We start from the raw sequence: 25149 nt of genomic DNA, 5'->3' as shown, positions 1-25149 counted from the left end.
GATTCCTCGGTGACGATGGAACCTGACAGTTAACGCAATTATACATTGTAATGAGAGCCCCTTCCGTTATTGCTGGAAGGGGCTTTTTTAAGATTAATGAATTTATAAGTTTCGGCAGAGTTGAAGGATTAATAATCGTAAGAAAAACACCCCTTAAACTACGAATGTAGTATCCTAGAAGGTGCTTCGATCAGAAGACTTTTCTTACTAATGGTTGTCGGAGGCTGCGATTGCATTCATCCCGGAATTCATTTAAGATTATTTGAAGGTCTGTCTTCATTTATTTGAGAGAATCGACTGTTGGAAGGGTATGCATTCTGTACCCCATGTTGTGAATGCGCTAATAATGGAAATAACTGATACACGATCTGATGTACATAGAGGGACAGCTAATGCTGAAAGGAAGAGACAAATGGCGAAAAAAGTGAAAGTATCTGAACTGGTGCAGCAATTTCAGTTGGAGGTTGTTTCTGGATCTCACGGATTGAAAAGAGTCATTACGGTAGATGACCTGAACCGTCCTGGTCTGGAAATGGCCGGTTATTTTGAATACCATCCACAAGAACGGGTACAGCTGCTTGGAAGAACGGAGTTAGCTTTCTTTGCAATGTTACCTGAGCAAGAGCGGCGCGATCGTATGCAACGTCTTTGTACGGAAGAGACGCCTTGTATCGTTGTTACGCGTGGACTGGAAGTTCCGCAAGAGCTGATTGATATCAGTGAAGAGCAGAATCTGGCTGTACTTCGCAGCAATATGGCTACTACGATTCTATCCAGCCGGATCACAGGATTCTTGGAAAAGAAATTGGCACCAACAGCAACCATTCACGGTGTACTTTGTGATGTCTATGGCGTAGGTATGCTGATCACAGGTAGCAGCGGTATTGGTAAGAGTGAAACAGCGCTTGAACTGGTGAAACGTGGACACCGACTGATTGCCGATGATGCGGTAGAGATCCGCCAAACGTCAGATTTTCAGCTGCACGGTACTGCACCTGAATTGATCCGCCACTTGCTCGAGATTCGAGGTGTCGGTATTATCAACGTCATGACATTATTCGGGGCTGGTGCGGTTCGGAATAACAAACGGATTACTTTGGTTGTACGTCTGGAAGCATGGCAGCAGGATAAACAATATGATCGTCTGGGTCTGGATGAAGAGACTACACGTATCATTGATACGGATGTACCTCTCGTTACGATTCCTGTTCGTCCGGGACGGAACTTGGCGGTTATTATTGAAGTGGCAGGTATGAACTATCGCCTGAAACAGATGGGTCTGAATGCTGCACTGCAATTCACGAACAAGCTGACAGCAACCATCTCGGAAGATATGGAAGACATGGATTAAGAAATATTTTATACAAGGATATGAAGATAAATGGTTGACATGTACTGCTTCTCTTAAGGCGCAGTGTATGCCAACCATTCGTCATGCGTGCGATTGATTGAATAAATAGGAGTGTGAATGAATGGATACATTATTACTGTTGAACCCGATTGCGTTCTCTATTGGAGCGTTAAAGGTTCACTGGTACGGGCTTATTCTTGGTGCTGCGGCACTTATAGGACTCCTGCTCGTGATCCGGGAGGGCAAACGTTACAATATTCCACAGGAAGTGTTCATGGACATGGTCTTGCTGGGCGTGCCTTCTGCCATCATTGGTGCCCGCATCTACTACGTCGCATTTAAGTGGGAAGATTATAAGGATAATTTCTGGGATGTCTTTAAAATATGGAATGGCGGTATCGCCATCTATGGTGCTCTTATTGGTGCAATCATCTGCGCAGTTATTTTCTTCCGTCGTAAAGGATATAACTTCTGGCGTATGGCCGATATCTGTGCGCCTGGACTGCTCGTTGGACAGTTGATCGGACGCTGGGGGAACTTTGTGAATCAGGAAGCCTACGGCGGTCCTGTGGAAGAATCATTTTTGAGAGACAAGCTTCATCTGCCGGACTTTATTGTGAATCAAATGAACGTAGAAGGCGTATTCCACCATCCTGCGTTTTTGTATGAATCGATGTGGAGTCTCGTTGGTCTGGTCTTGTTGCTGGTTCTGCGTCGTCAGAAGTTTCTGCGTTCAGGTGAACTGTTCATGTCTTATTTCATCTGGTACTCTATCGGTCGCTTCTTTATTGAAGCTTTGCGTACGGACAGTCTTGGCTTCCAGGCTCCGCAGTGGGTTGCTTCACTAGTGAACGGGTTGTGGTCTCCAATGACTGCAATGGGCTTTGAACAAGGATATCTTGATCCTGCTTACGGTAACGTAAGAATCTCGCAACTGCTCGCGATTGGCATCATTATTGTTGCTGTTGTATTCATTGTGGTGAGAAGAGTGACAGGTAAAGCAGATGTTCGTTATAGTGATCCGATTGTATCGTCCGAGGTTACCTCAGATGATATGGAGCATACGGGAACAGTTGCTGGCAAAGAGAGTAAGTTAACACCTCCAGCCAAAGATGATCCGAAGCAAGTTGATGATAAAAAGGAGTAATGCAACATGATTGACACGGTATTGTTTGATCTGGACGGAACGATTATTGATACCAATGAGTTGATTATCAGCTCATTCCAGCATGTCATGGGGGGATGGAAGCATTCAGCTCCATGGACTCGGGAACAGATCATTCCACATATGGGTGGCACACTGGAGCAGCAAATGCGCACTTTCTCTGGCCAGGAGGAAGTCTCCGAGTACGTGAAAGGTTACCGTGCTTATAATGATATCCATCATGAAGCGATGGTTAGACCTTTTCCACATGTTATTGAGGTAGTAGAGGCGCTGCATCAGGCGGGCATTGTGATGGGTGTGGTCACAACCAAAATTCGTCCATCTACATTAAAGGTGCTAGAACGTTTTGACCTATTGAAGTATATGAAGACGATTGTAACAGTAACTGACGTAACGAATCCGAAGCCGCACGCTGAACCGGTACTGAAAGCGATGACGGAACTGGGTGCAGATCCTGCCAAAACGTTAATGGTGGGTGACAGTCCAGTGGATATCCAATCGGCACAGAATGCGGGCGCACTCTCGGCGGGGGTTGCATGGTCTCTTAAAGGAGAAACAATCCTGAACGGATATGGACCCGACTATATGTTGCATGACATGAGAGACTTGTTGAAACTCATCCGTATTGAAACGGGACGTTCATGAGAAAAGTAACCCGCTATCCGGTAGAGGACCAGAATGCACTTTGGCATATCTACAAGACAGTGAGTCCGTGGAAGGGCGTTCGTAATTTTATCTGGATCCAGTTGTCACGTTACTGTCCGATCCTATCGGTGAAGAATTGGATTTACCGCCGAATGCTCGGTATGAAGGTGGGAAAACACACGGCCTTTGGCCTGATGGTGATGGTGGATGTGTTTTTTCCGGAGAAAATAACGGTCGGCGAAAACTCGGTCATCGGTTACAACACAACGATTCTCGCTCATGAGTATCTCATTAAGGAGTACAGACTCGGTGAGGTGATTATCGGGGAAAATGTACTGATAGGTGCCAATACAACGATTCTGCCCGGGGTAACTATAGGAGACGGAGCTGTTGTAGCTGCTGGAGCAGTCGTACATAAGGATGTTGCACCAGGAGCTTTTGTTGGAGGTAATCCACTGCGTGATTTATCCCGCGCGGCAGCTTCTACGGAAGAAACTGTCTTTAACACGGATGATTCTTCTCAGGGTAGTGTGCATTGAGTCAATAAAGTAATGAATGAAGATGGGTTGAAGTAAAAAGCTGCTTATGGCAGCTTTTTTCGTATATAAATACCGATTGGCGAGCGTAATGGTGTGCATATAAAACGATATGTCGATCCAAGGGCAATCAAGCTTTGGTATTGTTGACGGTAGTGCGGATTTCATGTTATCATATCCCATATCCTTTAGTTTGTTAGCACTTTACCATGTGAAAGTATTCTTGGAGAAATGAAGCATGATAAAGATTGAACTAAACCAATAGTTGAAGGCTTATGCGATAATACTGTGATTCAGGTTTATAAGATAGAATGGGGATTTACACTACATAAATCCTGTTGAAATAGAACGAGTGCGACTCTTAAATTACTGACTCGGGGTGAATATTACCAATGTCCAAACCAAAAGGTTTTGAAAAACCGACCGGATTCCGCGACTATACACCACATGTAGTATCCAAGCTGCGGACGATTGAACGCAATGTACTGGAATGTATGGAACGCTGGGGTTACCGTCAGATCATCACACCAACGATTGAATATTACGACACGGTAGGTGTGGCAAGCTCTACATCAGATCGTAAATTATTTAAATTGCTAAACAGCAGGGGAACCACACTGGTACTCAGATCGGATCTAACGGCTCCGATTGCACGCGTCGTTTCATCCATGCTCAAAGATGAGCAGTTGCCACTGCGTCTGTCCTATCATGCGAACGTATTCCGTTCTATTGAAGAGGAAGCTGGGCGTGAGGCTGAATTCTTTCAGACGGGCGTGGAACTGGTTGGGGACGACTCGCCTGAAGCGGATGCAGAAGTTGTTGCGCTTGCGATCGCCTCTTTGCAGGCAGCGGGAGTGTCTTCTTTTAAAATAGCGATGGGTCATATGGGATTCCTGAACGGATTACTGGAGGAAGTGATTCCAGGCCAGACCGCTGAGCAGGAGCAATTGAAGGAAGGGTTGCTCGGACGTGATTATGTCGGCTATCGCCAGTCAATTGAAGCATTGAATCTGGAGCCGAAGTTGAAAGAACAGCTTGAAGCGATCCTGCGTCTGCGTGGTGGTAAGGAAGTATGCACACATGCGGTAGAGCTAAGTTCAAGTGCTGAAGCAGCACAGTCGATTGCACATCTGTGTGCTGTATTCGAAGTGTTGGAAGCGTACGGTGTATCCGAGCATGTGCTGATTGATCTGACGATGATCGGTGATTTCTCCTATTATACGGGCATGACCTTTGAAGGGTATGCAGCCGAACTGGGATCTCCGGTATGTAGCGGCGGACGGTATGATAATCTGTTACAACAGTTTGGTCGTTCATTGCCAGCTACAGGATTTGCACTGAAAACGAACCGTATTATTGATGGTGTTCATGGCATTACCATTGAAGAGAAAAAACCGGTACTTATCCAATATACCCCGAAACGTCGGGCCGAGGCACTAACAGAAGCGGCAAGATTACGCAGTATGGGACAAAATGTAGTGACACTCCTTCTTCCTGAAGACGGGGCTGGGGCAAGTGCCGTATCGGTTGAAGCAAGAACTGCTCAGGCTGAGCAGGTTATTACTTACGGATCTGAAGAAGGAGGACGCTGAGATGTCGGATATTCTGAAGGTGGCCATGCCGAAGGGCCGAATCTATAAAAAAGCCTCCAAATTGTTCCGTGAAGCGGGGCTGGATATTCCAGAAGACGTGGACGATACACGCAGATTGGTCATCGAAGTACCGGAAGCGGGAATGGAATTCATTATGGCGAAGCCAGTAGATGTTCCAACTTATGTGGAGTACGGTGTTGCCGATATCGGAATTGTTGGTAAAGACGTGCTGCTGGAGGAAGATCGGGATGTGTACGAACTGTTGAATCTGGGAATCGCTCAGTGCCGTATGTCTGTGATCGGGCTTCCAGACTGGAAGCCAGGCATCCAGCAACGTGTTGCAACGAAGTATCCAAGGATTGCCTCACAGTATTTCCGGGAGCAGGGGCAGCAGGTCGAGGTGATCAAGCTGAATGGTTCCATTGAGCTAGCGCCCCTAATTGGTCTGGCAGACCGGATTGTCGATCTGGTGGAGACAGGCCAGACACTGCGCGAGAACGGATTGGTGGAGATGACAAGCATTCTGGACATCACCAGCCGTCTTATCGCCAATCGGGTAAGTTATCGGATGAAAAATGCACGAATCCAGGCTTTGTGTGATGCACTTCAGCAGGTCATACCGGCATCGAATGAGATATCGGCGGGAAGCTTTCGGGGATAAATTAATGCGTTGGAAACATAGATGAGAAACATACAAAGCAGAAGCAGAAGCAAAATTAAGAGTTAGAGACAAAATAAAGAAGCAAATCGGCCACAAGAAGGCAGGTATTACAGAGGATGAGGAGGTTGTACGTATGAAAATTGTACCTGCACGGGAGTTTGATCTGAAGCGGGAAGTGGAGTATGGCACGCCGGAGCAAAATGAAACGGTACGGCGTATTGTCAGCGACATTCGCCGTGAGGGTGATGCGGCACTGCTGCGTTACACGGAGCAGCTGGACCGCACAAAGCTGACGGCCGCGGAATTGCGCGTGCCGCAGGAAGAGCTACAGGCGGCTTATGCAGCCGTGGAGCCATCCTTTGTGACGGCGATTCGGCAAGCCGCCGCCAACATTCGTGCGTTTCATGAGAAACAGAAACGCAACTCGTGGATGGATTGGCAGCCGGACGGCAGCCTGCTGGGCCAGGTCATCCGACCGCTGAAGCGGGTCGGCGTCTATGTACCTGGCGGCAAAGCAGCGTATCCATCGTCTGTGCTGATGAATGTGATTCCGGCACAGGTGGCAGGCGTGCCGGAGATTGTTCTCGTGACGCCGCCGTCAACGAACGGTGGCGAAGGTATTAACCCGTACATCCTCGTTGCTGCTGCGGAAGCAGGCGTGAGCGAGATGTACCGGGTTGGCGGCGCTCAAGCTATCGCCGCCCTGGCTTACGGCACGGAGAGTATTGCACCGGTCGACAAGATCTGTGGACCGGGCAATATTTACGTGGCGCTCGCGAAGCGCGAGGTGTACGGTGCGGTCGATATCGATAGTATCGCCGGGCCGAGTGAGATTGTGGTGCTCGCCGATGATACGGCGAATCCAGTGTACGTCGCCGCCGACCTGTTGTCGCAGGCGGAACATGACGAGATGGCATCGGCCATTCTCGTCACGAATTCGGCCACGCTGGCGGAAGCCGTGCAGGGCGAAGTGCAGCGGCAGCTTGAAGTGCTGCCGCGGCGGGATATCGCTGCTGCTTCCGTGGAGCAGTATGGCGCGATTATTGTGGTCGATTCCATCGATGAAGGGATCGACGTGGTGAACCGGCTTGCACCGGAGCATCTGGAGATCATGGTGCAGGAGCCGATGGCTTACGCTGGCCGGATCGAAAATGCCGGTGCGATCTTCCTCGGCCCATACAGCTCGGAGCCGGTAGGGGATTACTTTGCCGGACCGAATCATATTATTCCAACCAATGGAACCGCGCGATTCAGTTCACCGGTGGATGTGGATGATTTTATCAAGAAATCGAGTCTGATCTATTATAGTAAAGAAGCGCTGCTGCAGAACGGAGCGGCTATTATAGAGTTGGCCCGCCATGAGGGTCTTGAAGGGCATGCCCGTGCAATCGCTGTACGGTTAGAACAGGAAGGAAAGGCGGAATCGGACAATGGATAAGCAAAATAATGGTGTGGAACTTGAAAACAAAGGTGCAGTGCGCCAAGCAGAGGTTGACCGCAAAACAAACGAGACCAATATCCAATTGGCCTTTAATGTAGATGGAACAGGACAATCCACGATTGAAACGGATGTACCTTTCCTGAATCATATGCTGGATCTGTTCACAAAGCACGGACAATTCGACCTGAACGTGCAGGCCCGCGGAGATATTGATATCGACGATCATCACACGGTTGAAGACATCGGAATCTGTCTCGGACAGACGTTGCGAGAAGCGTTGGGTGACAAACGTGGAATTAAGCGTTACGCCAGTGTTTTTGTACCAATGGACGAGGCACTCGCTCAGGTCATTATTGATGTGAGCAACCGACCGCACTTTGAATACCGTGCAGAATACCCTTCCCAACAGGTAGGCAGTTTCTCCACGGAGCTGGTACATGAATTCCTATGGAAATTGGCGCTGGAAGCTCGGATTACGTTACATGTCATTGTGCACTATGGTCAGAACACCCACCACATGATTGAAGCGATCTTTAAAGCATTGGGACGTGCACTGGATGAAGCAACGATGATTGATCCACGTGTAACGGGTGTGCCTTCCACGAAGGGAGTGCTGTAGACGATGGCGATTGCAATTGTCGATTACGGTATGGGTAACCTGCACAGCGTCGGCAAAGCGGTCGAACGTCTTGGCTACGAAGCGCTGGTCACGGGTGACCGGGAAGAGATTCTTGGCGCAGATGGTGTCATTCTGCCAGGCGTAGGTGCTTTTGGTGATGCGATGGTTCATCTGCGGGAGAGCGGACTGGATACGGTGGTGAAGGAAGCCGCTGCCGGGTCTAAACCACTGCTCGGTATCTGTTTGGGCATGCAATTGTTATTCAGCTCAAGTGAAGAGCATGGTGAGCATGAGGGACTGGATATTTTGCCAGGTAAAGTGGTGCGATTCGCACCAGGAGAGCTGAAAGTTCCTCATATGGGATGGAACCATTTGGAATTTCTGCACGCGGAAAATCCTCTATTTAGGGGGCTTGAGGCAGGTCACGTCTATTTTGTCCATTCCTATCATGCGCTTACTGAAAACAGGGACGATCTGCTGGCGGTAACGGATTACGGACATCCGGTGACAGCCATTGTAGGCAGAGGATCCAACTTCGGCATGCAATTCCACCCGGAGAAAAGTGGAGAGCTTGGTATAAAGCTGCTCGGTAACTTTTTGGCTCTGACAGGAGCACCTGTACAAAGGTAAAACATCATCTCTTCTTAACTATAGAAAGCGTACAAATCTAATTCATATTCAGGAGGCCTTGTATGTCATCTTTTATCCTATATCCGGCGATTGATATCCGGGACGGCAAATGTGTAAGACTGGTGCAGGGAGATTATAATCAGGAGACCGTGTATAACGATGACCCGGTTCAAGTGGCTCTATCCTGGGAGAAGCAAGGCGGTACATACGTTCATCTGGTGGATCTGGATGGTGCGAAAGCAGGGCACCCTGTTAACGATGAGCTGATCGGGCGGATTGCCTCGGCTGTGAACGTACCTGTTCAGGTGGGCGGCGGACTTCGTACGGTAGCGGATGTAGAACGTTTGCTGGGTCTGGGTGTTAGCCGGCTGATCATTGGAACAGCAGCGATTGAGGATCGTGCTTTTACAGAGGAAGTACTGGGACGTTACGGCGACAAAGTGGCAATTGGCATCGACGCTCGTAATGGTTACGTGGCAACCCGCGGATGGCTTGAAACATCGGAAGTACAGGCAGAGGTGCTCGCGAAGGAACTGGCGGCATATGGCGCAGAAACGTTTATCTTTACGGATATATCCCGTGATGGCATGATGCAGGGTCCTAACGTAGAAGCGATTGTGTCTCTAGCCAAGGCAAGCGGACGGACGGTTATTGCTTCTGGCGGTGTAAGTGTAATGGATGATTTGCTTCGTCTGAGTCGCCACGCGGATGATGGTGTTGGTGGAGCAATTGTGGGTAAAGCACTGTATACGGGAAGCATCGATCTGTCTGAAGCAGTACGTGCGGTCAATAAGTAAGGGATATTCGGATAGAGAGGAAGAGGTAGCATGCTGGCAAAAAGAATCATCCCCTGTCTGGACGTGAAGGACGGCCGGGTCGTCAAAGGCGTCAACTTCGTTAATCTCCGCGATGCGGGTGATCCGGTAGAGCTGGCGGCACTATATGACCGCGAGGGCGCGGACGAATTGGTGTTTCTCGATATCTCCGCTTCGGTAGAAGGTCGCGAAACGATGGAAGAAGTCGTACGGCAGACGGCGGGCGAGATCGCTATTCCCTTTACGGTAGGTGGTGGCATCTCCAAGGTGGAGGACATGAAGCGGATTCTCCGTGCAGGTGCGGATAAAATTGCAGTGAATACAGCCGCGGTACTTAATCCGCAGTTGATCGCAGATGGTGCACGTCGCTTTGGCTCGCAGTGCATCGTGGTAGCGATTGATGCCAAGTTTAACGAAGCTTGGGGCGAGTGGGAAGTCTATACCCATGGTGGACGGAAACCCTCCGGGATCAAGGCGTTGGAATGGGTTAAACAGGCTGAGAGCTTGGGCGCGGGAGAGATTCTGCTCACAAGTATGGACGCGGACGGAACAAAAGACGGCTTTGATCTGAAGCTGACGGCAGCAGTATCCGAATCTGTGCGTATTCCAGTCATCGCATCGGGCGGTGCGGGCAAAGAATCTCATTTCTATGATGTATTTACCACAGGCAAAGCGGACGCAGGGCTGGCCGCAACGATTTTCCATTACAAAGAAATCGCCGTACCGGCGTTAAAACAACATTTGAGAGAACAAGGGGTGGAGATCCGTGACTAAAGTGAGCGATGAAATCAAGGAACAGTTATCCTTGGAACAGGTTGTGGAACACATTCGTTGGAGTGACGGTTTGGTTCCTGCCATTGTGCAGGATGTAGATACTCGTGAAGTTTTAATGATGGCTTATATGAATCGCGAATCCCTGAAGTTGTCGCTGGAATCCGGTGAGACCTGGTTCTGGTCACGCTCGCGTCAGGAGTTGTGGCATAAAGGGGCAACATCTGGCAACGTGCAGACGATTACTTCCCTAAAATATGATTGTGACGGCGATACCTTGTTGGTTGAGGTGAAACCGAACGGTCCGGCTTGCCATACAGGGGCGGTAACTTGTTTCCATAATGAAATCATTGGTTTGCCAGAGAAATCGGCAGACAAGGCTTCGGATGAAGCGGGTGCGGCATCTGCTTCTGCAAGTTCCGGTTCCGAAAGTCGCTTTGAGGTATTGGCTGAACTGGAATCCGTTATTGCAGAGCGTGAACGTGAGCGTCCTGAGGGTGCATATACAACGTATCTGTTTGATAAAGGTGTAGACAAAATACTGAAAAAAATCGGTGAAGAAGCGTCCGAGACGATCATCGCCGCCAAAAATAAAGATAATGACGAGCTTCGTCTGGAAGTCAGTGACCTGATGTATCACCTGCTGGTCCTGTTACAAGAGCGCAAGCTACCACTGGACGACATTATGTCAGAGCTGAGCCGCCGTCATGAACGGCCTCGCCGCGATTAGGAGGCGAGTTTCGTGCGTATAGACTATCATACACACCATGAGCGGTGTGGACATGCCGTGGGCAAACTGGAAGAGTACGTGCAGCGTGGTGTGGAGATCGGACTATCCCAGATTGGATTGTCCGATCACATGCCCTTGTTGCATGTCGATCCGGCTCAATATTATCCGGAAATGGCGATGCCTATGGATGAACTGCCGCGTTACGTAGAGGAGTGTTTCTCCCTGAAAGAACGTTACCGTGGGCAGATTGACGTACGTGTTGGTCTGGAAGGTGACTATATCGAAGGCTGGGAAACAGAGATCCGTGCGATCATTGAGCGTTATCCATGGGATTATGTGATTGGCTCTGTGCATTTTCTTGGGGAATGGGACATTACGGATTTCCGCCAGACCCATCACTGGGAGGGCAAAGACATCCTTGAAGTATATCGTCAGTACTACGATGCCGTAAGCAAGGCAGCCGCCACGGGCATGTACGATATTATGGGCCATACGGATGTCATTAAACGCTTCGGTTTTGTTCCTTCAACAGAGCAAACAGAAGAACGTATCTCACTGGAGAACGCAGCGTTGCAGGCTATTGCCAAAAGTGGCTGCGCCATGGAACTGAATGCTTCCGGGTTATCGAAGCCTTGTGCCGAGATGTTCCCTAGTCGCAGAATGTTGACGGAAGCCATTCGCTTGAGTATTCCATTAACCATGGGCTCTGATGCACATGACCCAATGAAGCTGGGCGATTATTTGCCTGAAGCTGAAGCACTTTTACATGAGTTGGGCTGTACGGAAGTCGCTGTTTTTGAAGGCCGTCATCGCTCGTTCATTCCTTTAAATGTATAAGCCATTAGAGTATAATGAGGGTAGGAAATAACCTTTTAGATAAGGGATTATATAGGGATTTCAACCCTCAGGAGGGCATTATGCAGCATTCGTTACGTATTTTTTCCGGTTCATCGAACCCTAAGCTGGCAGAACAGGTATGTGACAAGCTGGGTGTACAACTGGGCAAGATCAAGCTGTCCAGGTTCAAGAGCGGAGAAATATACGTTCATTATGAAGAAACGATCCGTAATTGTGATGTGTTTCTGGTACAGTCGTTGTCTCATCCGATTAATGAGCTGTTTGTCGAGCTGTTGGTGATGATTGATGCCGCAAAGAGGGCTTCAGCGCGCACTGTGAACATCATTGTTCCGTATTACGGCTATGCTCGTCAAGAGCGCAAATCCGCACCTCGGGAACCGATCTCGGCCAAGATGGTAGCAGATGTATTAACTACGGCTGGCGCCAATCGAGTGGTAACGATCGACCTGCACGCAGCGGCCATTCAGGGATTCTTCAACATTCCGGTTGACCATATGACATCACTGGATCTGATTAGTGATTATCTGTTAAGCAAAGGAATCGAGAACCCTGTTGTCGTCTCCCCGGATGCGGGACGAGCATCGATGGCAGAGAAGCTGGCGAACCGTCTGGATTCTCCATTTGCCATTATGATCAAGAAACGTCCAAGCCATAATGAATCGGTGATTACCCATGTCATTGGTGATGTAGAAGGACGGACACCTATTATTATTGAGGATCTGATCGACACTGGAACAACCATTCTGAATGTTGTGGAAGGGTTGAAGGAACGTGGCTCCAAAAATGTATATGTATGTGCAACACACGGATTGTTCTCGGATGGGGCAGTAAGTAAATTGAATCACCCGTCAATTGAAGAGGTGGTCGTTACGGACTCGATCGCACTGCCAGATGACCACCCTGAATGCTTCAAAGTGTTACCTGTTGCGCCAATGCTGGCCCGCGCCGTACGCATTATTGTGGATGGTGGCTCCATGGCCACATTGTTTAAAGATTCTGGCATATAGAGCATCGAGGATATAACGTTGTGTTGCCAGATGAACTGTTCCGTGTCTGAGTTGTTGTCTGCTCAGCACGGTTTTTTTGTTTTTGCTCTTTGAATTCAATTCTTGCTTTGTTGCTCAGAGGCTTGTGCTATAATAACATAAAATCAGTTATGATAGCGTTATCATATAGTATTCAGCCCCTAAGGTGAGATGGATGCTGAACAGTAGAACCACGGCTGAGAACATTGGCATCGTGGAGTGAGGAGTGGGGTCTATTGTCGCGTACTTGGTATTATCGACTGTTGTTTTCGTATTTCCCTATTTTCTTTTTTACCATGACAATCCTTATTTTTATCGCATTTGTTTTCATAAATGACGTCTCTAGGGAAGAGACCAGAAAGGCAGATCGGATCTCCTCCAGTTACTTGGAGTCTACACTGGATCGTACGATCCGGGATATTGAGCTATCTGTGACCGAAACAGTACAGAATACACAAGCTTACAAGCTTTATTTTAATAACACCGTCCAGACGAGCTCGGACACGGTCTATTCAATTGCACAGAATTTGCGCGAACTGTCCAGTTCTTCTTCATGGATTCAATCCATCTATATCTACGACAAGAGAAACGACAGAGTTTTGACAGTAAGTGGCTCCAGAGAATCGGACAGCTTCTCGGATAAGGTGTGGATTGATCGGATTGTTAACGGGCCAATCGGGTCGGGCTGGCAACCAGTCCGGGAAATCGAGGTGGACTTTCAGCAACCCGTACGGGTACTGACAGTGAATAAGGGCATGCCTTTACCTTTTGGCTCCGAGGGTACACTGGTCATTAATATCAAGATGAGCAGTATTGAGCAAAGTGTGGATAGTATGGTTAATGGGCAACTTTCCTTTCTGACGATTACGGATCGTGAGGGCAAGATTGTGTATAATGCCCATTCCGATTATGAAGGCGCAGTAAATGGAAAGGAGCTAAACCATTTACCGCTAGACAGATTGGGCTGGACCCTGTCCAGTGGAATTAAGGCGGGCAACTTGTTTGGCTGGGTATCCGTAGTTTCCTACGTGTGGATTGTAATTGGAATGGTGACTGTTATCTGTGCCATCGTTTATATAGTCTATATTACTCGTCGTAACTATAAGCCTATTCAGATTATCATGAACCGGATTGAAGCTCATCAAATCCGTGCGTTGGAAAACTCAGGCACTCGGACCGATGAGATGAAGATGATTGATGGTGTTCTTGAGAATCTGATCAATCATATGATGGACTATGATAAGAAGAGCAGAGAGAACGCACTTTTACAACGCAGCAGGCTGTTTAATGCCTTACTGCTTGGGGAACATATGGATCAAGTTTCAGAGCAATTGAAGGATCTGTCTCCTTTTGATGAAGTGCATGACTCGTCCCGTTTTGCCGTTGTGGTTGGAGAAATCAACAAGTATGAAAAGGGGTTCCAGGAACGGTTTACGAGAGGTGAACAAAATACGCTGAAGTTTGCTTTGATGAACGTTCTGCAGGAACTATCACGTAATATGGGAGTGCAGTGCTGGGCTGAATGGATCAGCGCAGATCGAGTAGCGATACTCTTTCTGTCCAAAGAAGATAGTGACAGTAACAGCTCGGATATGTCAGGGCAGATTCGCATTGTGGCAGAGGAATGTCAATCTTGGGTGGAACAGAATCTGCGTATTTCCCTTAGCTTTGGTATTGGGCCTATTGCTGAAGGCATAGGATCGATTCGGGATTCCTATGCAGCAGCCGAGACGGTAATGCAACGCAAGCTTTTGATGAATGGTGACGTGGGGCAAGCCGAGTGCGGAGAGCATCAGCATCCTTTGCTGGATACTTACACTTACCTGCAGATGATTGCCGACTTTGTTAAACGATTCCGCATGTCGAGTGTTCAGTGGCGTGATCAACTGGAAGAGATTTTCACAGCATTTGAGCGAAATAAACTGCCAGATGACGAGATTCGCTCTCTCATCCAGGCGATGTTACAGATGCTCAGTAGAGAAGTCGCAATGATGTCAGAGAAGCTGCAAGAAGAGCTGTCAGAAGAGAACATTAACAAGTGGCTCAAGTTGATGGAAGAGGCAGAGACACTTGAGGATATCAAAGGCCTTCTGTTTGATAATCTGACGGATCTGTTCAGAACCTATGTGGCGGTCACTGAAACCAAGAGTTACAAAGCAATGGTTAACGAAATGAAAGCCTATATTGAAGAACAGTTTGCTAATCCAGATCTTTCATTGAAACATCTGAGTGATCGATTTCAGATTACGGGCAAACATGCGAGTTATTTGTTTAAGACCGAATTCAACATGAAGTTTGTTGATTTTGTTACAGAGCTTCGCATGAAGGAGGCCGAACAGCTTCTGTTAAAAACGGATCATTCCTTGCAGGACATTGCTTTGAAAGTAGGATACGCGAACGGGATTACTTTAGGCCGTGTGTTTAAACGGGTGATGGGTATTACACCAGGGGATTATCGTCGTTTGAAACGTGAACACCTTGATCTCGAAGAATGACAAGAATATAGATGTTCATGGCTTAAGTAAATACAGGGTGAGTTTTAGGCAGTCGCTCTTCACTGAGAGAGCGGACAGTCTGGGATTCACCCTGTTTGTATTATTCAGTTATAAACTGAAAGGGAAGTAACTACTTGTGTGCGAGATTACAAGGATATTCCCACTTTTTTCTATTTACGAATATAAGCAGTATGTGAAAATGGTTTATCCGAATATGAGCAGAGTGTTCTGTGTCAGAGGGGGCAGACTAGCACTAAAGCCTTTAGCAGCAAGGGGTTGGAAAATAGTCAGTCTGCGATAATAATCAGAGTGTATAAACCATAATCCGTATGTAAACGCTTACGAAACTAGTTTATTGTAAGAAAGACGAGAGATGTGGAATACTCAGAGCAAGCTTCAAAAACATTCACGCAAAGCCAAAGGGGATGAACGGAATGACAAGAAAAGGGAGTCTAAAGAAGTTGATGGGTTTGGCGCTTACAGCAGTAATGGGCGTCTCACTACTTGCGGGGTGCTCATCTGCTGATAACAAATCAGCAGAAGGTGGGGCATCTGGCGATGGAAAACGCGTCACATTAAAGGTGGAGCTTTTCGACCGTGGTAAAACACCTTCTCAGTACACGATCTCAAATAACTTTATCTCTCAAATGATTCAAAAGAACTTTGGTGATCCGAACAACATTGACGTACAGTTCGTACCTGTTCAACGTTCTGAGGAAGTAACCAAGCTGAATGTCCTGATGGCTAGTGCTTCGGATGTTCCGGATATTGTCTTCGTTTATGACTCCAGCGTGTTTTACCGCTATGCACAACAAGGCGGGTTGACAGATGTAGGTGATCTGATTAATCAGTATGGACCGAATCTGAAAAAGTTTTTGGGCGAAGATACATTAAAGTTTGGTCAAGTGGAGGGACAGCAGTTTGCTATACCGGGTAAACGTGCGATTACAGCGCGGTACAGCTCCTTCATTCGTCAAGATTGGTTAGATAAGCTGGGAATGCCAGCACCTCAAACAACAGATGAGTTGTATAACACAGTGAAAGCTTTTAAAGAAAAAGATCCTGGCAATGTGGGAAGTCAAAACATTCCTATGGGTTTTGCGCTTGCACCAGCTTCCTATGAACCACTCATCTATTCTTTCATTAAGCCAATCGCTGGTGATAAGACTTATGCTCAACGCTATGAACTGCCTCTGCATGAAGGATTCAAAGAATCCATGCAGTTCTTGAACAAGCTATACAACGAAGGATTGATCAGTAAGGATTTCAGCTTGGATAAGGATAAAACCCAGTTAAACAAAGACGTTGCAAATGGAAATACTGGTTTCTTCTCTGAAGATGTGGACTCTATTTTCTGGCCAGATGGATCTTATGATCTGTTGAAAACAAACAAACCGGACAGCAACTTGGCTCCGCTCGATGCATACACCAATGCGAATGCTGATGGAAAACATATCAAGTCTCGTTATGGTTCGAATGGTATGTACATCATGATTCCGAAGAGCAGCGAACGTGCGGCAGAAGCAATTAAATATCTGGATTGGATGGCTTCCGATAAAAACCTCACTGCCATTTATGATGGTGTGGAAGGCGAGAACTATGATCTGGTAGACGGCATTCCGGTTGCTAAAGCAGACGCTACTCAAGAAGCAAAAGATCGTCTGTTCAATGCAGGAGATACCGCAATTATTTCGAACGGTAAAAACCTTGGTGATCAAGCACAAAATGAAAAAGCTTGGATCATGGGATTCCCTCCAGCGAATCAGGAAATTTTGAAAAAAGCACTTGAAGTTGCAAACACAGATACTGTTGGACCAATTGTCTTCAGCAAGCCAATTCAGACAGAGATGAAGTATAGCACAGCACTGACAGATAAATTGGACGTTATTATCGTAAAAACAGCGATGGCAAAACCTGAAGAATTCGATGCTGTATTTGAAAAAGAAATGGCTGACTACATGTCCTTGGGTGGAACAGAGCTGAAAAAAGAATTGGAAGCTGCTGAACAATAAGTTTGAACAAAATGTGTGTAAATTGAAGTGTTTCGATGAAGCCTGTGCCGTCTCTTGGATGGCGGCATAGCGTTTCTTCGTTTGTGAGGAGGAGAGAGAGACATGACCACATACTTGAAGAGATACTGGCAACTGTATGCGCTAATTTCACTACCCCTTATTTATTTTATCATTTTCCGATACGGACCAATGTACGGTGTGCAGATCGCTTTTAAAGACTTTAACCTGTTTCAAGGTATTAACGGTAGTGAATGGATCGGTTTTGATGCTTTTCGCGAGGTATTTGCAATGCCGGACTTCTACACTACGCTACGTAACACATTTATGCTGAATTTTCTTGATCTGATCGTTTCATTCCCTGCTCCAATCATTCTGGCCATTATGCTCTATGAGGTAAGGTTTAAATGGTTTAAGAAAATTTCACAGACCATTTTGTACATTCCTCACTTTATCTCCTGGGTTATCATCGGGGGAATTGTATACCAATTGTTTGGTAATCAATCCGGTATGGTAAACGGTATTCTGGAAAGTATGGGCCTAAATTCAATTCCGTTTTTGACAGAGAAAAACCCTTGGCTTGTTACTTACCTGTTCACAGGTGTGTGGCAAAGTGCTGGGTGGGGAACCATTCTATATCTGGCTGCATTAACCGGCGTTAACAAGGAATTGTTCGAAGCAGCTGAGATTGATGGTGCAACGCGGCTGAAGAGAATCTGGCATATTACACTGCCAAGTATTAAACCAACCATTGTAACCTTGCTTATCCTTAATCTCGGAAATATGGTCAGCATCGGTTTTGACCGGCCTTATGTTATTGGTAATACGGCTGTTCGTGAATATTCCGATGTACTCAGTACCTTTGTATACAGAATGGGTATACAGTCTGGACAGTATACACTTGCAACGGTTGTCGGCTTATTCCAGGCTGTTGTCGGATTGATCTTTGTACTCGGCTCAAACTATATCTCGAAGAAAACAACCGGTGAAGGAATACTATAATTTTAGGAAAATAATAAAATTTGTTACATTTGGTTTGTTGAACGTATAGACCATCAGTAAAGGAGTTGTGCGCAGATGAGTGACCGCACCTCGAACCGGATTTTTGATATTGTCAATGTCTCCTTTATCACCTTATTTGTTATATTCTGTCTTGCTCCGTTTCTGCACACGATTGCGATATCGCTAAGTTCGAACCGGGCCATTACATCAGGTGAAGTAACCATCTTCCCAAAGGAATTTAACTGGGATGCATATGGGCAAGTATTTTCGGATCATTCCATGATCTATTCACTAGGCTTCACCACGGTTCTTACGATAGCTACGACAGCGCTGTGCATGTTGTTTACCATTGCTGCAGCGTACCCGCTCACGAAGAAAAAATTAAAAGGTCGCAAAATGTTTATGTACGTCATCATCATCACCATGTTCTTCAGCGGAGGGATTATTCCCGAATATTTGCTGATTCGTGACCTGCATTTGCTGAATTCCGTTTGGGCTTTGATTCTACCAGGATTAGTGAGTCCGTTTAACTTGATTATCCTGATCTCCTTCTTCCGTGGGATACCGGAGAGCTTAGAAGAATCGGCTGAGATCGACGGAAGCTCACATGTACACACGCTCTTTAAAATTATTCTGCCATTATCCATGCCAGTAATCGCTACACTCAGTTTGTTCTATGCGGTTGGACGCTGGAATGGTTTTCAGGATTCCCTGATGTACATCACGGATCCGAAGCTATATCCACTTCAACTAAAGCTCTATCAAATGGTACAGAACAACATGGTTAGTGAGCTTACATTAATGGAAGGTGCCAACCGGACCAGATTAACTCCAGAGAGTCTTAAGGCTGCAACGGTCGTGTTCGCAACAGTACCTATCCTACTGGTATATCCATGGTTGCAAAAGTATTTCGTCAGCGGTGCGATGCTGGGAGCGGTTAAAGGATAATGTTGGGTGATCCCCGTACACACAAGAACTGATATCAGGGGAAGGAGAAGGAAATGAATATGCAGGGAGAAGACAAGGGCGAATACTCATTCTCGACATGTTGGAACATCAGGAAACATCCCATAGGGGAAGATATGATTCGGGAGATTGCGGATCTCGGCTTTCGTCGGGTGGAGCTCAATTATAATGTGACGAAGGAGATGCTCACGACGATTGAGCCCATGATTGAGCGTGGAGAGATCGGAATTTCTAGTGTCCACAACACCTTTCCACATGACCCTGATCCAGACTACGGTACGGATTCCATCTTGCTCGGCTTCGAAGATGAAGTGAAACGTAAGCGGGCGATCGAATTGCTGGTAGAGTCGGCTGAATATGCCCAACGTTATGGGGGAGAAGCTGTTGTTGTACACCCGGGAGAGGTACCTTTTCCTGAGGATATCAGCAAAGACCTTGGAAAGATCTATAACGAGGAAGGTCCGGACTCACCGAAGTATCGCAGTAAATGGGCTGAATTGATGGAGCGGCGGGAAGCCCTCAGTTCAGGGTATGTGGAGAAAATTATCGCCAGTCTGGATGAGGTATGCAATCGGGCGGCAGCTAAAGGTCTGGATGTTCGTTTTGGCATCGAGACAAGATCCCGACCACAACAGATTCCTACCCTTGCCGAAGCCAAGACCATCATCACGGCCCTCAAAGGGGCTCCGGTTGGTATCTGGTACGATACCGGTCATGCCATCATGATGGACCGAATGGGCCTTTATGACAGTGTGGGAGAAATGCAAGGCCTGATGGATGATATCGTAGGGGTCCATATCCATGAGACACTTGGTCTCTCGGATCACTGGTGCCCGTATGTACACAGTAAGGATATGAACTTCTATGATGCCTATCTGCCGATGATTCGTCGCGCACAGGTGAAGGTGTATGAGTTGAAGTCTGCCTGTAAGGCAGAAGAGATTCATGAGAGTCATGACTTGCTAATGAAGAAGCTTGGAGTGACAGAGTAGGCGCGGTGAAGTGGGGAACAGTTTGCATGTTCACAGCCTGTGTTCAACGACTGTTTCCTCAGTGACGGAGACACATGAGTATTTAGTAAAACAAGCACAGATTTTCTGGCGACTTTTGTAGAAATATGATATATACTGACGAGAAAAATGAACTCACCTACGGGCGGTATGAGTAGGCTTCCGGTCTGAATTGAAGGCACTGAAGCAACATACTCCGCACATCGGGAGAATGCATTGGTATGGAGGGGACTGCACATGTACAAACAACTGGTGGACAGTAATGACAGAGCGGTAGAAAGAGGCATATCCCGGCAGATGCTTGACCCGGAAAGCCGTTACTATGGAGGGACAATTGATCCCTTCACAGGTGTTGCCTGGGTCAACCATACGACTGGAACGCCCACGGATATGTGTTACTGGGGAGCTGCGCTCTCCAATCCGGACTCTATCTATTACCGGGATGAATCGTTGTTAAGTCGACTGCTGTTAGCTACGGAATTTGTACTCCGCTTCCAGCATGAAGACGGTTCAATATCGCCTGGCTGGACCAATTACCATTCCCCTCCAGATACTGCATTTGTCGTTGTAGGGTATTCACAGTTGTATCAGCTTCTTCAGCAGCAAGAATGGGAGCCGCTTCAACCTGTATTGAACAATATGAGGCTGTTTCTGGAACGGACAATCCCAACCATGCTTACGGGAGGTTGTCATACGCCCAATCATCGCTGGGTGCTATGCGCGGCGCTTGGTTTCCTGCATGAAATATTTGATCTGGAGGAAGCTGTGCAGCGCGCAGAGCAGTGGATGGATGAAGGCATGGATATTACACCTGATGGGGAGTGGACAGAACGGAGCAATGGGATATACAGCGCAGTTAGCGACATCATGTTAATTCATGCTGCGCGCCTGCTCAATCGTCCTGAACTGCTGGAACCAGTGAGGCTTAATCTCCGCATGATGGTGTATCTGGTCCATCCAACGGGTGAAATTGTTACGGATTATTCAGGGCGACAGGATCTGGGCAGTGTTCATGATCTGTCACCTTATTATCTGCCTTATGCCATTTTGGCTCGGCTGGACGGTGATCCACTCTTAGCCGGTATGGCAGCCTGGGCTGGAGATACATTGACAGATCCGGGAGTATGTTCGGTGAATACGCTCATTCGATTAATGCTTGAGCCGGAGCTTCAACAGACCAATGACACACGTGATGCATTACCGGAACAGTATGAGGTCATGCTGAATGAACATTTTGTACGGGGAGAATATCTGGAGCAGATGGACGCAGTAGGGCATCACGGTCGTATTTCGCACAGTCGGATGCATACGGATTTTGGTGCTCCGGTAGCCCGAATTCGGGATGGTGCTACAAGTGTGACTGTGATGACAGAAGTTCCTTCTTTCTTCGCGCTTCGTCATGGCAAGGTGCGCCTGCTGGCTGTGCAACTGGCCTCTTACTTTAATCCAGGGTATGTACCTATGCAGCAAATGACGAGGCTGTCCGAAGGCTATCGACTAACTGGTGAGCAGAAAAAAGGTTATTACGGCCCAATCCCTGCGAACCTGCTGCCAGAATCGGCTGCATCAGATATAAGTCCATGGTATTTGTTACCTCATCAGAGTCGTCAGCTTACTCATGAGCAGACATTCCGTGTAGGAGCAGAATTACAGCCAACGGAAAACGGATGGAACATGCATCTATCTGGACAGGAACCGGAGGACATTATGATGCAGTTATCCTTTGTATTCGGAAGCGAAGGTGAACTGACCTGTGAGGACGCGATTGAAACGAGTGAGGGTCACTATTTGTGGAAAAGCGGTACATTACGCTATACCTGCGGAGAAGACTGGCTGGAGATCACCGGAGGCGAGCTGGGGCATCTGGCGGCAACGGTACGTGAGGCAAAACTGCCGGACAAGTGTAAGGTTGTGCTGGTCAATTTCATGACGCCGTTTGATAAAACCATTCAAATTTCACTTTCTCCTTCGATAGCGTCGAAGATCTAGATTTATTAAATATTTAAGCCATAATAGTTAGAAGACCGAGCCCAAATGCTCGGTCTTCTTTTTTTACGAACGACGAATGACTGCAATTAACGTTCTAAAATGATATTCCCACTGTCCAGCTCAGTCCAGTAATGTATGAACTATGATCATTTCAGTTGCTCTAACGCAGTTTCGATTGGTTTAGTGAACAGAGGATCATCTTTGGTTTTGCTCCAGTAAACGATAAAAACATTTCCTTTCTCATATAGAAAAGGGAATGTTGTAAATTGGGCGCTTTCCATGTGTTTATTGAATTCTTTTGTCCCGTTGATGCGACCCTTTTCTGAATTGAAAATATAAAAATGTATAAATTCAGGGCTATATGGTTCTTCTTCCACGGGCACTTCAACGGAGTACACCTCAGGTACAACATCATTTAATTTCAAAGGATACCCGGTGATACCAAAGGACACTAAATCCAGTTCTTGAGACTTGAGCGCGCTCAGTACATCCTCTAATGTGAACTTATTTTCTATGTTTTCTATATCTTTTGAACATCCATTCAAAGCAAACAAGCATATTAAGATGAATATAAGTGGTTTTATCTTTGAGATCCTCAATATAACATCCCCTTAAAATATTTATTTTTTATTACATACGCGAAAAAGAGGCTGACCGTCAGAGCTAATATACGTTGTTTAATTTTTAATGGAGATAAACCACTAAAAAGGACGATAAGGATAATAATACCATAGACTACACTCGTATTATTATAACCGGACCGAATCCAGTTAGATGCCGCGTAACCGACAAGAATAGACTAATGCAATACTGCAAAGAGAGCCTATGGTAAGTGAGTGTAGGAGTCTCTAGGTAAACATGGTTTTCCTTTGAATAAACAACGCTCCAAGGTGATAGGTTTCCGCAAAATGGAATATCATCTTCTTTTGCATTTTTTTCATAAACGACATGAAACTACATATTGAGAAGTGGGCCTTAAGATGTGGTATACTGAAGAGTATGAATGAAATGCAAAGAGGAGGTGCCTTGGAAGATGAAGGGCAAGCTAGTGCGGGCTGAGGGACACCTTGCCAATATTATACCGATTCACTTGGATGCTTCTTTCTTCTTTGAAAGAGCTGTCCGCTCGCTGGACCGTAATCATGTCGACAAGGCATTAAAATATTTTCGCAAAGCTGTTGAATACGAACCGGAAAATCCGGTAAATCATTGTAATATGGCGGGTATATTATCGGAGAAGGGGGATTACGAAGCCTCCAATGCCATTCTGGCTAACGTGCTGGAAGTGGTAGATCCGTCGATGACGGAATGTTATTTTTATATGGCGAACAATTATGCAAATATGGATCGGTTTGAGGAAGCCGAGCAAGCACTTGTTACCTATCTGGAGGAGGACACCCAAGGTCAGTTCATGACGGAAGCCGAAGAGATGATGGAGCTTCTGTACTATGAGCTGGATCGTCCGACCAAACTGAATCGAATCAAATCACGCAAAGGTGTAGTGGAGCACGATCAGGCACGGGAACTGCTGGAAGAAGGGAAATTTGCACAGGCTGCTGAATTGCTCGAAGGCATGTCTTCTGATTATCCTGATTACTTGGCTGCCCGTAACAATCTGGCACTCGCCTACTATTATATGGGTCTGTTTCCCAAAGCAAAAGAGACCATTGCCGAAGTGCTTGAACAGGAACCAGGTAATCTGCATGCACTCTGTAATTTGGCCATTTTCCATCAAAATGAGAACCGGGCTGATCAGGTTTTGCTTCTGATCAAAAAATTGCGAGTCATCGTGCCCTTCCAGCACGAACAAGTCTACAAACTGGCGACAACGATGGGAATTCTGGGCCAACACGATACGGCTTATGTTCACTTCCGGCGTTTGCTCAAGGACGAAGAGACAGCTGCTGATCCGGCACTTGCTCACTATGCAGCAGTGGCGGCTTATAATACAGAACGTTATGATGCTGCTGAGCGTTTATGGCATCATGTGTCCAAGCTTGATCCGGGTTCCGAAGTATCCCGGTATTATCTGTCAGGTCTTGAGGCTGTAAAACAAGGCGAGCAAGAGCCAGAGAAGCTAAGTTATCACTATCATCTGCCATTTGATGAGCAATTCAGACAGTGGGAGAACTACGGTAGTGGCATACCTGAAGAAATGAAGAATGATCCACTGATTCGCTCATCCTTCTTCTGGGCATTGCGTCATGGTGATCGGGCAACCAAGCTACAGGTTATTCATGCGCTTGGGATGATCGGTGACTATGAGGTGCAACAGGCTCTGCAATCCTTTATTGAAGAGCCTGGAGAAGAACAGGATCTGCTTGAGGTAGCACAAACTGTACTGAACGGATTGAAATCGGCTGAACATGAGGATCGGAATACTCAGGTGGTTCGACCCTTTTCTCCTGTAGCCTTGAAGTCTATTGGGAAGGTTCAATCCACATCAGAACAATTGGACACTGGTTCAACCTCCCATTGGCAGGCGGTTGTTGATCGTGCGTTACAGATGTCTGAAGCAAAGGCTGAGTTGCAACAAGAGATGGAACGGCTCTGGACGGATTATGTATCCCGGGTACATCCGGAAGTTCCGGGTACGAAGCAGATTGAGGGTTGGGCTGCAGGACTTGAATATTTGGCAGCGAAGAATCACAGTCGGCCCGTTACCTATCAAAGCATTGCTGAGCGGTATGGGATATCGGCATCAACGGTTAGCAAGTATGCTAAACAGATTCATTCGGTTTGTAACAGCAAGCCACCACTAGTATAGAAAGTTCGCTTCAACTCGTTTTCAGAAAGACATCATCAGGTGAAGGATACAACAACCGGGAAAACGGGTAAA

22 protein-coding genes are annotated in these 25149 nt (G+C 46.9%); 21 read left to right on the top strand and 1 reads right to left on the bottom strand.

The features are described 5' to 3' along the window. The first annotated feature begins 412 nt into the window (after window positions 1-412). The 20 genes from hprK (at window position 413) to MHI01_RS17860 (ending at window position 22310) form a co-directional block, all read left to right on the top strand. Entirely contained in the window at window positions 413-1351 is a 939-nt protein-coding gene (gene hprK, locus MHI01_RS17955; RefSeq protein WP_017691278.1) for an HPr(Ser) kinase/phosphatase, read from the top strand. Between the two features lie 121 nt (window positions 1352-1472). Continuing rightward, window positions 1473-2498, top strand: coding sequence for a prolipoprotein diacylglyceryl transferase (gene lgt / locus MHI01_RS17950; RefSeq protein WP_340983780.1), 1026 nt, complete (start codon window positions 1473-1475; stop codon window positions 2496-2498). Window positions 2499-2504: 6 nt separating this feature from the next. After that, complete coding sequence (gene ppaX / locus MHI01_RS17945; protein WP_340983779.1) at window positions 2505-3161, top strand: pyrophosphatase PpaX; 657 nt, start codon at window positions 2505-2507, stop codon at window positions 3159-3161. Next, the gene (locus tag MHI01_RS17940; protein ID WP_036616162.1) at window positions 3158-3700 is read left to right on the top strand and encodes an acyltransferase; all 543 of its coding nucleotides are present in this window, start codon (window positions 3158-3160) and stop codon (window positions 3698-3700) included. The genes ppaX and MHI01_RS17940 overlap by 4 nt, the downstream gene beginning before the upstream one ends. Window positions 3701-4089: 389 nt before the next feature. Beyond that, the gene (locus MHI01_RS17935; RefSeq protein ID WP_076254314.1) at window positions 4090-5289 is read left to right on the top strand and encodes an ATP phosphoribosyltransferase regulatory subunit; all 1200 of its coding nucleotides are present in this window, start codon (window positions 4090-4092) and stop codon (window positions 5287-5289) included. Between the two features lies 1 nt (window position 5290). After that, window positions 5291-5950, top strand: a complete 660-nt coding sequence (gene hisG / locus MHI01_RS17930) for an ATP phosphoribosyltransferase (RefSeq protein ID WP_036616167.1) — start codon at window positions 5291-5293, stop codon at window positions 5948-5950. 133 nt (window positions 5951-6083) lie between these two features. After that, window positions 6084-7388, top strand: a complete 1305-nt coding sequence (hisD, locus tag MHI01_RS17925) for a histidinol dehydrogenase (protein WP_074092955.1) — start codon at window positions 6084-6086, stop codon at window positions 7386-7388. Beyond that, window positions 7381-8010 carry an imidazoleglycerol-phosphate dehydratase HisB gene (gene hisB, locus MHI01_RS17920; protein ID WP_036674766.1) on the top strand — a complete coding sequence of 210 codons (630 nt, stop codon included), beginning with the start codon at window positions 7381-7383 and terminating at the stop codon, window positions 8008-8010. The genes hisD and hisB overlap by 8 nt, the downstream gene beginning before the upstream one ends. Window positions 8011-8013: 3 nt before the next feature. Beyond that, window positions 8014-8640, top strand: coding sequence for an imidazole glycerol phosphate synthase subunit HisH (gene hisH / locus MHI01_RS17915; RefSeq protein WP_340983778.1), 627 nt, complete (start codon window positions 8014-8016; stop codon window positions 8638-8640). Between the two features lie 62 nt (window positions 8641-8702). Further along, on the top strand, window positions 8703-9437 hold the full coding sequence (gene hisA / locus MHI01_RS17910) for a 1-(5-phosphoribosyl)-5-[(5-phosphoribosylamino)methylideneamino]imidazole-4-carboxamide isomerase (protein WP_047841450.1): 735 nt from the start codon (window positions 8703-8705) through the stop codon (window positions 9435-9437). Between the two features lie 30 nt (window positions 9438-9467). Beyond that, window positions 9468-10229 (top strand): imidazole glycerol phosphate synthase subunit HisF, encoded by a 762-nt coding sequence (hisF, locus tag MHI01_RS17905; RefSeq protein WP_338589869.1) that lies wholly within the window; start codon window positions 9468-9470, stop codon window positions 10227-10229. Then, entirely contained in the window at window positions 10222-10956 is a 735-nt protein-coding gene (gene hisIE, locus MHI01_RS17900) for a bifunctional phosphoribosyl-AMP cyclohydrolase/phosphoribosyl-ATP diphosphatase HisIE (protein ID WP_127546306.1), read from the top strand. The genes hisF and hisIE overlap by 8 nt, the downstream gene beginning before the upstream one ends. Window positions 10957-10968: 12 nt before the next feature. Then, entirely contained in the window at window positions 10969-11793 is an 825-nt protein-coding gene (hisJ, locus tag MHI01_RS17895; protein WP_127546310.1) for a histidinol-phosphatase HisJ, read from the top strand. Window positions 11794-11873: 80 nt separating this feature from the next. Continuing rightward, complete coding sequence (locus tag MHI01_RS17890) at window positions 11874-12821, top strand: ribose-phosphate diphosphokinase (RefSeq protein WP_036616184.1); 948 nt, start codon at window positions 11874-11876, stop codon at window positions 12819-12821. Between the two features lie 404 nt (window positions 12822-13225). Beyond that, a complete protein-coding gene (locus MHI01_RS17885; protein WP_340983776.1) occupies window positions 13226-15334 on the top strand; it encodes an AraC family transcriptional regulator in 2109 nt (702 codons plus the stop codon). 425 nt (window positions 15335-15759) lie between these two features. Beyond that, complete coding sequence (locus tag MHI01_RS17880; protein WP_074092960.1) at window positions 15760-17346, top strand: extracellular solute-binding protein; 1587 nt, start codon at window positions 15760-15762, stop codon at window positions 17344-17346. Window positions 17347-17448: 102 nt separating this feature from the next. Then, window positions 17449-18345: an ABC transporter permease gene (locus MHI01_RS17875; RefSeq protein WP_074092961.1), complete on the top strand. Its 897-nt coding sequence runs from the start codon at window positions 17449-17451 to the stop codon at window positions 18343-18345. A gap of 75 nt (window positions 18346-18420) precedes the next feature. Then, the gene (locus MHI01_RS17870; protein WP_074092962.1) at window positions 18421-19293 is read left to right on the top strand and encodes a carbohydrate ABC transporter permease; all 873 of its coding nucleotides are present in this window, start codon (window positions 18421-18423) and stop codon (window positions 19291-19293) included. Between the two features lie 59 nt (window positions 19294-19352). Next, entirely contained in the window at window positions 19353-20303 is a 951-nt protein-coding gene (locus MHI01_RS17865; protein WP_127546534.1) for a sugar phosphate isomerase/epimerase family protein, read from the top strand. 255 nt (window positions 20304-20558) lie between these two features. Next, entirely contained in the window at window positions 20559-22310 is a 1752-nt protein-coding gene (locus tag MHI01_RS17860) for a hypothetical protein (protein ID WP_340983775.1), read from the top strand. Between the two features lie 146 nt (window positions 22311-22456). Here the strand turns inward: MHI01_RS17860 and MHI01_RS17855 are convergent, their stop codons facing one another. Beyond that, complete coding sequence (locus tag MHI01_RS17855) at window positions 22457-22909, bottom strand: hypothetical protein (RefSeq protein WP_282319733.1); 453 nt, start codon at window positions 22907-22909, stop codon at window positions 22457-22459. Between the two features lie 434 nt (window positions 22910-23343). On the opposite strand from MHI01_RS17855, the gene MHI01_RS17850 reads away from it, so the two are divergent. Further along, the gene (locus MHI01_RS17850; RefSeq protein ID WP_340983774.1) at window positions 23344-25077 is read left to right on the top strand and encodes a tetratricopeptide repeat protein; all 1734 of its coding nucleotides are present in this window, start codon (window positions 23344-23346) and stop codon (window positions 25075-25077) included. Window positions 25078-25149 lie beyond the last annotated feature (72 nt).

The organism is Paenibacillus sp. FSL M7-0656 (genome assembly GCF_038003225.1).
Classification (GTDB): domain Bacteria; phylum Bacillota; class Bacilli; order Paenibacillales; family Paenibacillaceae; genus Paenibacillus; species Paenibacillus amylolyticus.
This window is presented reverse-complemented; position numbering and strand designations above follow the sequence as displayed.

What these genes read in the sequence shown, in the direction of transcription:
- hprK (WP_017691278.1), top strand. Translation starts at nt 413, where the DNA reads ATGGCGAAAAAAGTGAAAGTATCTGAACTGGTGCAGCAATTTCAGTTG.
- lgt (WP_340983780.1), top strand. Translation starts at nt 1,473, where the DNA reads ATGGATACATTATTACTGTTGAACCCGATTGCGTTCTCTATTGGAGCG.
- ppaX (WP_340983779.1), top strand. Translation starts at nt 2,505, where the DNA reads ATGATTGACACGGTATTGTTTGATCTGGACGGAACGATTATTGATACC.
- MHI01_RS17940 (WP_036616162.1), top strand. Translation starts at nt 3,158, where the DNA reads ATGAGAAAAGTAACCCGCTATCCGGTAGAGGACCAGAATGCACTTTGG.
- MHI01_RS17935 (WP_076254314.1), top strand. Translation starts at nt 4,090, where the DNA reads ATGTCCAAACCAAAAGGTTTTGAAAAACCGACCGGATTCCGCGACTAT.
- hisG (WP_036616167.1), top strand. Translation starts at nt 5,291, where the DNA reads ATGTCGGATATTCTGAAGGTGGCCATGCCGAAGGGCCGAATCTATAAA.
- hisD (WP_074092955.1), top strand. Translation starts at nt 6,084, where the DNA reads ATGAAAATTGTACCTGCACGGGAGTTTGATCTGAAGCGGGAAGTGGAG.
- hisB (WP_036674766.1), top strand. Translation starts at nt 7,381, where the DNA reads ATGGATAAGCAAAATAATGGTGTGGAACTTGAAAACAAAGGTGCAGTG.
- hisH (WP_340983778.1), top strand. Translation starts at nt 8,014, where the DNA reads ATGGCGATTGCAATTGTCGATTACGGTATGGGTAACCTGCACAGCGTC.
- hisA (WP_047841450.1), top strand. Translation starts at nt 8,703, where the DNA reads ATGTCATCTTTTATCCTATATCCGGCGATTGATATCCGGGACGGCAAA.
- hisF (WP_338589869.1), top strand. Translation starts at nt 9,468, where the DNA reads ATGCTGGCAAAAAGAATCATCCCCTGTCTGGACGTGAAGGACGGCCGG.
- MHI01_RS17890 (WP_036616184.1), top strand. Translation starts at nt 11,874, where the DNA reads ATGCAGCATTCGTTACGTATTTTTTCCGGTTCATCGAACCCTAAGCTG.
- MHI01_RS17880 (WP_074092960.1), top strand. Translation starts at nt 15,760, where the DNA reads ATGAACGGAATGACAAGAAAAGGGAGTCTAAAGAAGTTGATGGGTTTG.
- MHI01_RS17875 (WP_074092961.1), top strand. Translation starts at nt 17,449, where the DNA reads ATGACCACATACTTGAAGAGATACTGGCAACTGTATGCGCTAATTTCA.
- MHI01_RS17870 (WP_074092962.1), top strand. Translation starts at nt 18,421, where the DNA reads ATGAGTGACCGCACCTCGAACCGGATTTTTGATATTGTCAATGTCTCC.
- MHI01_RS17865 (WP_127546534.1), top strand. Translation starts at nt 19,353, where the DNA reads ATGCAGGGAGAAGACAAGGGCGAATACTCATTCTCGACATGTTGGAAC.
- MHI01_RS17860 (WP_340983775.1), top strand. Translation starts at nt 20,559, where the DNA reads ATGTACAAACAACTGGTGGACAGTAATGACAGAGCGGTAGAAAGAGGC.
- MHI01_RS17850 (WP_340983774.1), top strand. Translation starts at nt 23,344, where the DNA reads ATGAAGGGCAAGCTAGTGCGGGCTGAGGGACACCTTGCCAATATTATA.